The sequence below is a fragment of the Rhodococcus sp. BUPNP1 genome, assembly GCF_002215235.1.
GTDB lineage: Bacteria > Actinomycetota > Actinomycetes > Mycobacteriales > Mycobacteriaceae > Rhodococcus.
The window spans coordinates 24,268-30,683 of sequence record NZ_NERM01000038.1; the positions used below are offsets into that span (position 1 = coordinate 24,268).

A 6,416-nucleotide genomic window follows, 5' to 3' on the forward strand; every position below is an offset into this window, starting at 1 on the left:
CACCGACCTGGTCGCAGTCCTCACGCAGTCGACCTGGACCTGGGCGCAGGGACGGTTTCAAAGCGTTGAGCCCACCCGACAGCCTGGACCGATCGACATCCAGTTCGTCAGGGACCGCCATGATCATGCGGCATTTACCGCGCAGGGACGTTTCCGATCCGATGGTTCGACGACTGGTCGATCGTGCGACTTTTGGTGATGGTCATTGGTTTGACCTGGCTCACCGACGTGGCAATGACCTGCGCACCCCTTGCAAGCAACCGAGATGGATGCGTCCCGCCGTCAGCTTCCCATTGCTCACATGGCTTGCGAACGAAGACGCTCCCGGTCGATCTCCCCACTATTCAGGGCGTCCGGACGGTGCCCGATGTGGAACAACCCCTCGAGGTGCGGGCAGGCGAACACCGCCATGCCCTTCTCCCCTCGGTGACGTTTGCGGACCGTCTTCGCATCCCCTCGGGTCAGATAACCCCGGTGTCGACAGCGACCGCACCAGATCCAACGGGTGGATGGATTATGGGCGCGGGGATTCATACGGCACGTCCGATCTGGAGATTGAGCCAATCCGACAGCCATTGGATGGCACTGCGGCCGGCGTTGTCGACCACGAGAGTGTTGTAGTTGGTGTGAGCGTTAGAGGTGAAGAAGCTTGCTGCACTGAGTCCTTCGCTGACCAATGAGGCCAGATCATCGACACTCTGGGACTGTGAGAGCTCGACCAGTGAATCCGACAGCTGCCACATGTCCAGGTTCGCCTCCTGGTTCGTGATCGTCGGCGACGCAGCGTGTGTGGTCCTGCCCAGCAAGTCGGGAGCGGTCTTGGTCGGTTTGCCCGAGAGCATGTCGGTCGCTACCGATGCCAGGTCCAATCCGACGGGCAGCAAACCGGTCATCGCCGCAGCGGCCCCCACCGGGTCGGGCGCAATGCCGGGAGGGGGAAGCACCTTTTCCACCGCCGACCATGCGATCTCCTGGATCTGACCGACGATCGTAGCCAGCCTGATGACGTCGACATTCGACAGGATCGACGCGACCAACGCCGCGATCTGCGTCGCGCCGGACGGATCCGGGATCACGGCCAGCACCTGCGCTACCCACCGCAAGTCCACGGCTGCCGCCATCTCCACCAGTGGTGAGAACTGATTGTTCAACTCCCCGGCCACCTGGTGGGCACCGCGGGCGTCGAGCGCGGCAACCTTCTGCGGCAGCACGGTCAAGTTGTGCAAGATGCCGGGCATATCCAGCGAGCTCACGCCGGCCACGACGTTCAGAACCTGATCGATCACTACCGTCGGTTTGAGCACCGATAACACGCTGCTCGCCGACGCAAGCACATCAATAGGGGCGGACGCCAACGGGCCGATCTGCCCAGTCAATACGTCGGCATTCTCCGTAAGAGCCCGCATCTCGGGAGTTGACGTCGGCAAGGATGGTGACTCGTTCCCGGCGAGCATGCGTGCCGTGTCGGCGATCTCGACCGCAGCGTCGACGGCACCTGCAAGATCGGAGTCACCGGCCCTGGTGAGCACGTCGTAGGCATGATGTTCGGCGGTCCCCGCCGGTGCGGCACCGAGTTGATCGGTCGCCGCAGGGTTCACTGCCCCTGAGGAAAGCAGGTCGGCTAGCGGAGCAAGAGTCGACGCGATCGACTGCGCAGTCGCGGCGACTTGCCCGAGATCGATATTTGGTGCGGTGAGCTGCTGACCGAGGATCGTGACGTCGGCGCCTAGTGCCGGCAGATCCGCATCGGAGAAGTCCGCGGTCAGTGCGCCGGCAAGCTGTGTATTGCCGCCGGACGCGGTGGCACCGGCGGCGCTGGGGGTCTTGCTCAGGATCGAGCCGAGCGAGCCGATCAGCGGGTTCGTCCCTTTCTCGATCGAGCAGTACAGATCACCGGGATCGCAGATCGATGCCACCCGACCAGACAGAGCCCCCATTCCTCGAGGTCGTGGATCGGCGATGCCGTGTCCGGACGTCCGCGGCCCCACCGTCGCGGCCCCTGGTGTTCCGGCTCCCGGATCGGCCAGCAACCCGACAGCAAGCACACGACTTGCATCGACCGGTCCCCTGCCGTTGCCGATATCCGAGGCGAGATCACCTGCCGCATCGGCGCCCTGCGAATAACCCGTCAGCGTGAACTTCGTACGAGGACAAGACTGTGCGACATCCTCGAGCACCCGCGTGGCCCTCGACACCGCGTCCGCCTTGCTATCCGCGTAGGTGTGGCCGTTGTCGAACGCACGCGCCATATAGGGCAGCGTGTACACCTCGACCGCGTCGCCATGGGCATTGTTCAGGGCGTGCGCAACAGGTGCGAGCATGCCCACTGGCACAGCAGGGTTGGCGTTCTCGTCGGTCTCCCAGGTTCCAGGGATCAGCAGGTTGAACGTCGACACGCAGTCCGCTGGCTCCGCGTGGGCGACCGCGGGAACGGTGGACAGCGTGCAACCTCCAACAACGATCGTGGTGACGATCAACGCAGCGGTGCGGCGGGACCTCGAATGTCGCGCAGGCATGAGTACCTCTGATGGCCGAAAGGACATGTGTGCGCCTACGTTCACCCACACGGCCGATTTCCCCAACGCGGTGAACCGTGTCCCGACGCCCACTTTCGCCCCGTGATCGGCACAATCAGCCGACCTTCAGATACGTGCGCGGCGTGCATGACGTACAGACACTGTCATCGATCGACAACGCAGACAGCTGCTCTTTCGAACCCACAAAGCAGCACCGGTGCCTCGATCGTCCATCCCCAGGCTGCCACCTCCGAAAACGCGACCACGCCCGAGCCAGCACGGAACTGCCTCACGCGTCTAGTGATGAACCGGCCATCACGCTCAGCAGCGATCTGACGCGAACGATCATCACACGAACCAACCGTCAACCGCGGCCATCACCGCTCGAACCACCACTTGCCAGGTCGATGACCGCCCCCGGATCTCGCGAACTCTCTTATCGGGTGCCGCGACAACGTCATGGCCGACAGACCCCGTCCAGCGAGCGCAATAAGACGCACGCCAACACCAGCGATAACCAACCAGCTATGCGATAGCGCGCCACCAGTGGTCTTCTTCCTCCTGCCGGTCCAGCACGCCGCGATATTCCGCCGCACAAGCGATCGAGCACAACCCGTCATACTCGTCACCGGCGAGACGCTGCCGACACACCTCGCACCGACGCACACGGTCAGCAGGAAACCGGGCCATCCCGAACGCGGCGCTGACAACGATCAGGACGGCTGCCGCACAAACGAACACGACGGCAACACTGGACTCCCGGAACAGAACGGCAACCACTGCACACGCAAGGGCTGACAAAGCAACGGCGGCCGGCGCCTGGTGAAGATTCACAAACCATAGGTCGCAACCTCAACCCCACCCGTTACCAGTAGGCAGACCTCGGGGGCTCGCACCGAGCGCCACGTCATCAACAACCCGCCACCACCGACCCCTGTAGCAAATCGCGCCGTCGAAGGCGTCATGTCCTGAGCCCAACAGAGACGCTCGAGGACACGGCTCACTGGTTCCACACGAAGGCGGAGATCGGCGACGTACCGCTCAACTTCGGACGCCGAGACCAGCCCGCCCGGCACACAACTCGACATCAGATCTGCCGACGTCACACGGCACACGGGCCGATCCCTTGCCCTTACCCGTGTTCCACCCTTTCGAATGCCCCGACACCACTGGGCCCACAGGCACTCCGGATCGACTCAGCCTGCCAGCACAGCACTGCCGACCGGACCGTCCTACTCGAAACGACCAGCGGCTCTGTTCGCCACCCTCGCCGACGCCTCCCCCACCATTGTCAACCTCCCCACGTTCAGTACGTGTGTGAGCGATGGCCATGCCCCGCAACCGGATCAAACAACGACATAGCCGAGTTCGTACGCCGCGGTATCAACGGCATCAGCCAGACCAGGATGCGACAAGGGAAGCGACAGCACAGGACGCTGCGGAAACGCATCAGCAGCACGTTCGACGACAGCAACGGACGTGCTGCCGGCAAACCGACCGCGATAGATGACCCCGTCGAGATCGGTGTGAGCGCGATGGATAGTGCGGGCCCAATGCTGCGAGAGGCGGTGCGGCACGGAATCAAGAGCGTGATTGCCCCCCACCCGAGTGGCCCATGCACCTCCACCGATACCGGACACGTCGAGCAACCGCAGAACGCGGGTGAAGCGCACACCGGTCAGATAAGGCTCACCGCGATGGCGATCGATCACCCGCGCCGATTGAAACGCTTCCGCCAATGCACCTCGGGGGCTCGAAGCGCCGTACCACACGCCGTAGCCGGGATGATCCCCACGCGGAAGCGGATGCTGATCGAACCGCAAAATCGGCCCGAACTCACGCAACGCATTCCACGGGAGAACGTGCGAGCCCATCGTACGGTGCACGCGCCACACGATCGCGCTCGGCTGCCACTCGAGTACTTCCTTCGGCAGCAGACCTGCCGCACGAAGCTTCGCGATGGAGGGCGGTGGCGGAAGCATTGCCCCCATCTACGCTGATTCCCACTCGGCGGCGGCAAGCACGTCGACCACAATCTCGACCTCTTCGGGTGTGCCTGCGCTGCCGGTCAACCACGCGACGATCGAGACCGGCCGGCCATCGACGACCAATGACGACTGCGGCTGCGTGAGCAATGTCTGAACCGTCAGCGGGTGCAGGTCCTTCGGAATGTGGGGCATGACTTTGTCGAGGTGAGGCACGGCCCCGTTGTCGGTGAATTGCGCCGGAGGCAACAAGCGGTTGCGACCGGAGTCGAATGCCCACAGGGTACCGTCGGCGATTCGTTGCCTGATGCGAGCCGGCGTGACGCCGAGGCGGACTGCAGCGTGTGCAATGGACAACGAGGTCGCGACGAGGTTGGCCATCCGAACATCGCGATCAACTCGCGCCGCCGTGGCAGCGGCGGGACTCGCGGTGAATCCGGCATCGGTAAGCACGCGTGCGTCGTGCTCGGACAGTGCGGGCCCGGCGGGATTCGCCGTATGGAGGCTCTTGAGGATCTGCACGAGTTCATCACGGCCGATGTCGACTCCGGTCACTTCACGCAAGGCATCTTCGAAATTGAGGTCGCCTCGCAAATAGCGGCTCTCCGTCGTTGCTTCACTCACCACGACCTCCCGATTTGCGATGATTTACGCTCGCAAATACATGATAGCGAACTCGGTCAAGCACGCCCACCCTGACGACTCCCGTCGGTGTAACACCGACGCCGACAGCCACAAAACCCCAGAACAACGCGCCACGGCCACCACGCGCCCCCTTCCAACGGCCACGACATCCCGGACCACGGGTCGACGCCGCCAACACCTTCTCGTCATCGAAACAGCGAAGATCAACCCTCCCGATAGAGCTGCCGACCAGGATGATCGTCTCCGCAACGATCCCTTTCGCCAACCCGAGCAGACAGTCGATCAGCCCACTGGAATGCACAGCGTTCGCTCCCCGAGTCGCCGTGCCCCGGAATCAGGGACTCCGGGGCACAGGGCGGTCAGCTCCGAGGGGTGAGCGGCCTGCCAGGACTCGACCACTCCAGAAATGGAGTTGAACATTCGTCACCGCAGCTCGGTCGAAGGAGCCACAGCCAGACCGCAACATGCGTGTGGGACGTTGCGGCCGAGGTCACTGTACAAACCCGAAGGGTTCACCTCAGGTCTTCACCCCACCCGTCATGACGGGGAGAACCCCGGAGCCGTACTGCCGCCGCGTTGGTACCCCTATCTCCCCTCGGGCGGTTCAGACCTCCGAATGCCCTGATCTCGAGCTATTCGTCATGCGCACCAGCGAGAGACGCACCTGCCATCCACATCGACTCCCGTCTCAGCAAGATCATCGACCGCGGCACTATCAACTCGTCAATGCAGCACCACACCCGCTCTCGACCGATCGCTCCGCCGTCCGTAGTCCTCACTCGCGACACCCCGGGGGGCTACTACAAGAAGCAACTGGACGGCGTGCACATCCCAGGTAGTTCGCCGTCGCGCCAGTAACGAGCCTTGTGCTCCAGCCACTCCCCTACCTACTCATCAACTCCGCCGGCGTACGCATTTGGGAACTTCCTTGCTGCCGCACTTATCACGGTCGCCGGCGCTTTCGGGCACCCTCTCGTGGTACCTACTGTCCATGCACGCAGGAGGCACCGCTGATCCGTCGAAATCGATGGCGCACAAGTCTGATTCGCGTCCTTCGACACGGCCTTGACAACGTGAGCGATCCGCTACCGGAGCCCATCGACAGCGATGGAAGACGTCGTCAGTACCGAAATTCTGTTCGACTGTCAACGGCACCTGAATTTTGACCCCTTTCCGGCATCTGAAAATTGACCCCCCTGGGTCGGTGGTGGTGGTTAATCTTCGGCGGTTCGGCCGGTAGGAGTGCGGCCGAGATCTCGGCCCTTGAGCC

The 6,416-nt window shown here is 63.2% G+C and carries 4 protein-coding genes; 1 reads left to right on the forward strand and 3 read right to left on the reverse strand.

Translation table 11 applies throughout. The features are described 5' to 3' along the window. Positions 1-530: 530 nt before the first annotated feature. Positions 531-2,516 carry a cutinase family protein gene (locus tag B9C99_RS23630; RefSeq protein ID WP_088899545.1) on the reverse strand — a complete coding sequence of 662 codons (1,986 nt, stop codon included), beginning with the start codon at positions 2,514-2,516 and terminating at the stop codon, positions 531-533. Between the two features lie 546 nt (positions 2,517-3,062). Between B9C99_RS23630 and B9C99_RS23635 the strand changes: the two genes are divergently transcribed. Further along, positions 3,063-3,314 carry a hypothetical protein gene (locus tag B9C99_RS23635; RefSeq protein ID WP_088899540.1) on the forward strand — a complete coding sequence of 84 codons (252 nt, stop codon included), beginning with the start codon at positions 3,063-3,065 and terminating at the stop codon, positions 3,312-3,314. Between the two features lie 548 nt (positions 3,315-3,862). On the opposite strand, the gene B9C99_RS23640 is transcribed toward B9C99_RS23635, so the two are convergent. Together B9C99_RS23640 and B9C99_RS23645 are read right to left on the reverse strand one after the other, a co-directional pair. Next, complete coding sequence (locus B9C99_RS23640) at positions 3,863-4,498, reverse strand: RES family NAD+ phosphorylase (RefSeq protein WP_088899541.1); 636 nt, start codon at positions 4,496-4,498, stop codon at positions 3,863-3,865. Positions 4,499-4,507: 9 nt separating this feature from the next. Then, positions 4,508-5,125 (reverse strand): hypothetical protein, encoded by a 618-nt coding sequence (locus B9C99_RS23645; RefSeq protein WP_253250185.1) that lies wholly within the window; start codon positions 5,123-5,125, stop codon positions 4,508-4,510. Positions 5,126-6,416 lie beyond the last annotated feature (1,291 nt).

Excerpts from the sequence above, each read along its gene's own strand:
- B9C99_RS23640 (WP_088899541.1), bottom strand. The coding sequence starts at position 4,498 with ATGCTTCCGCCACCGCCCTCCATCGCGAAGCTTCGTGCGGCAGGTCTG.
- B9C99_RS23630 (WP_088899545.1), bottom strand. The coding sequence starts at position 2,516 with ATGCCTGCGCGACATTCGAGGTCCCGCCGCACCGCTGCGTTGATCGTC.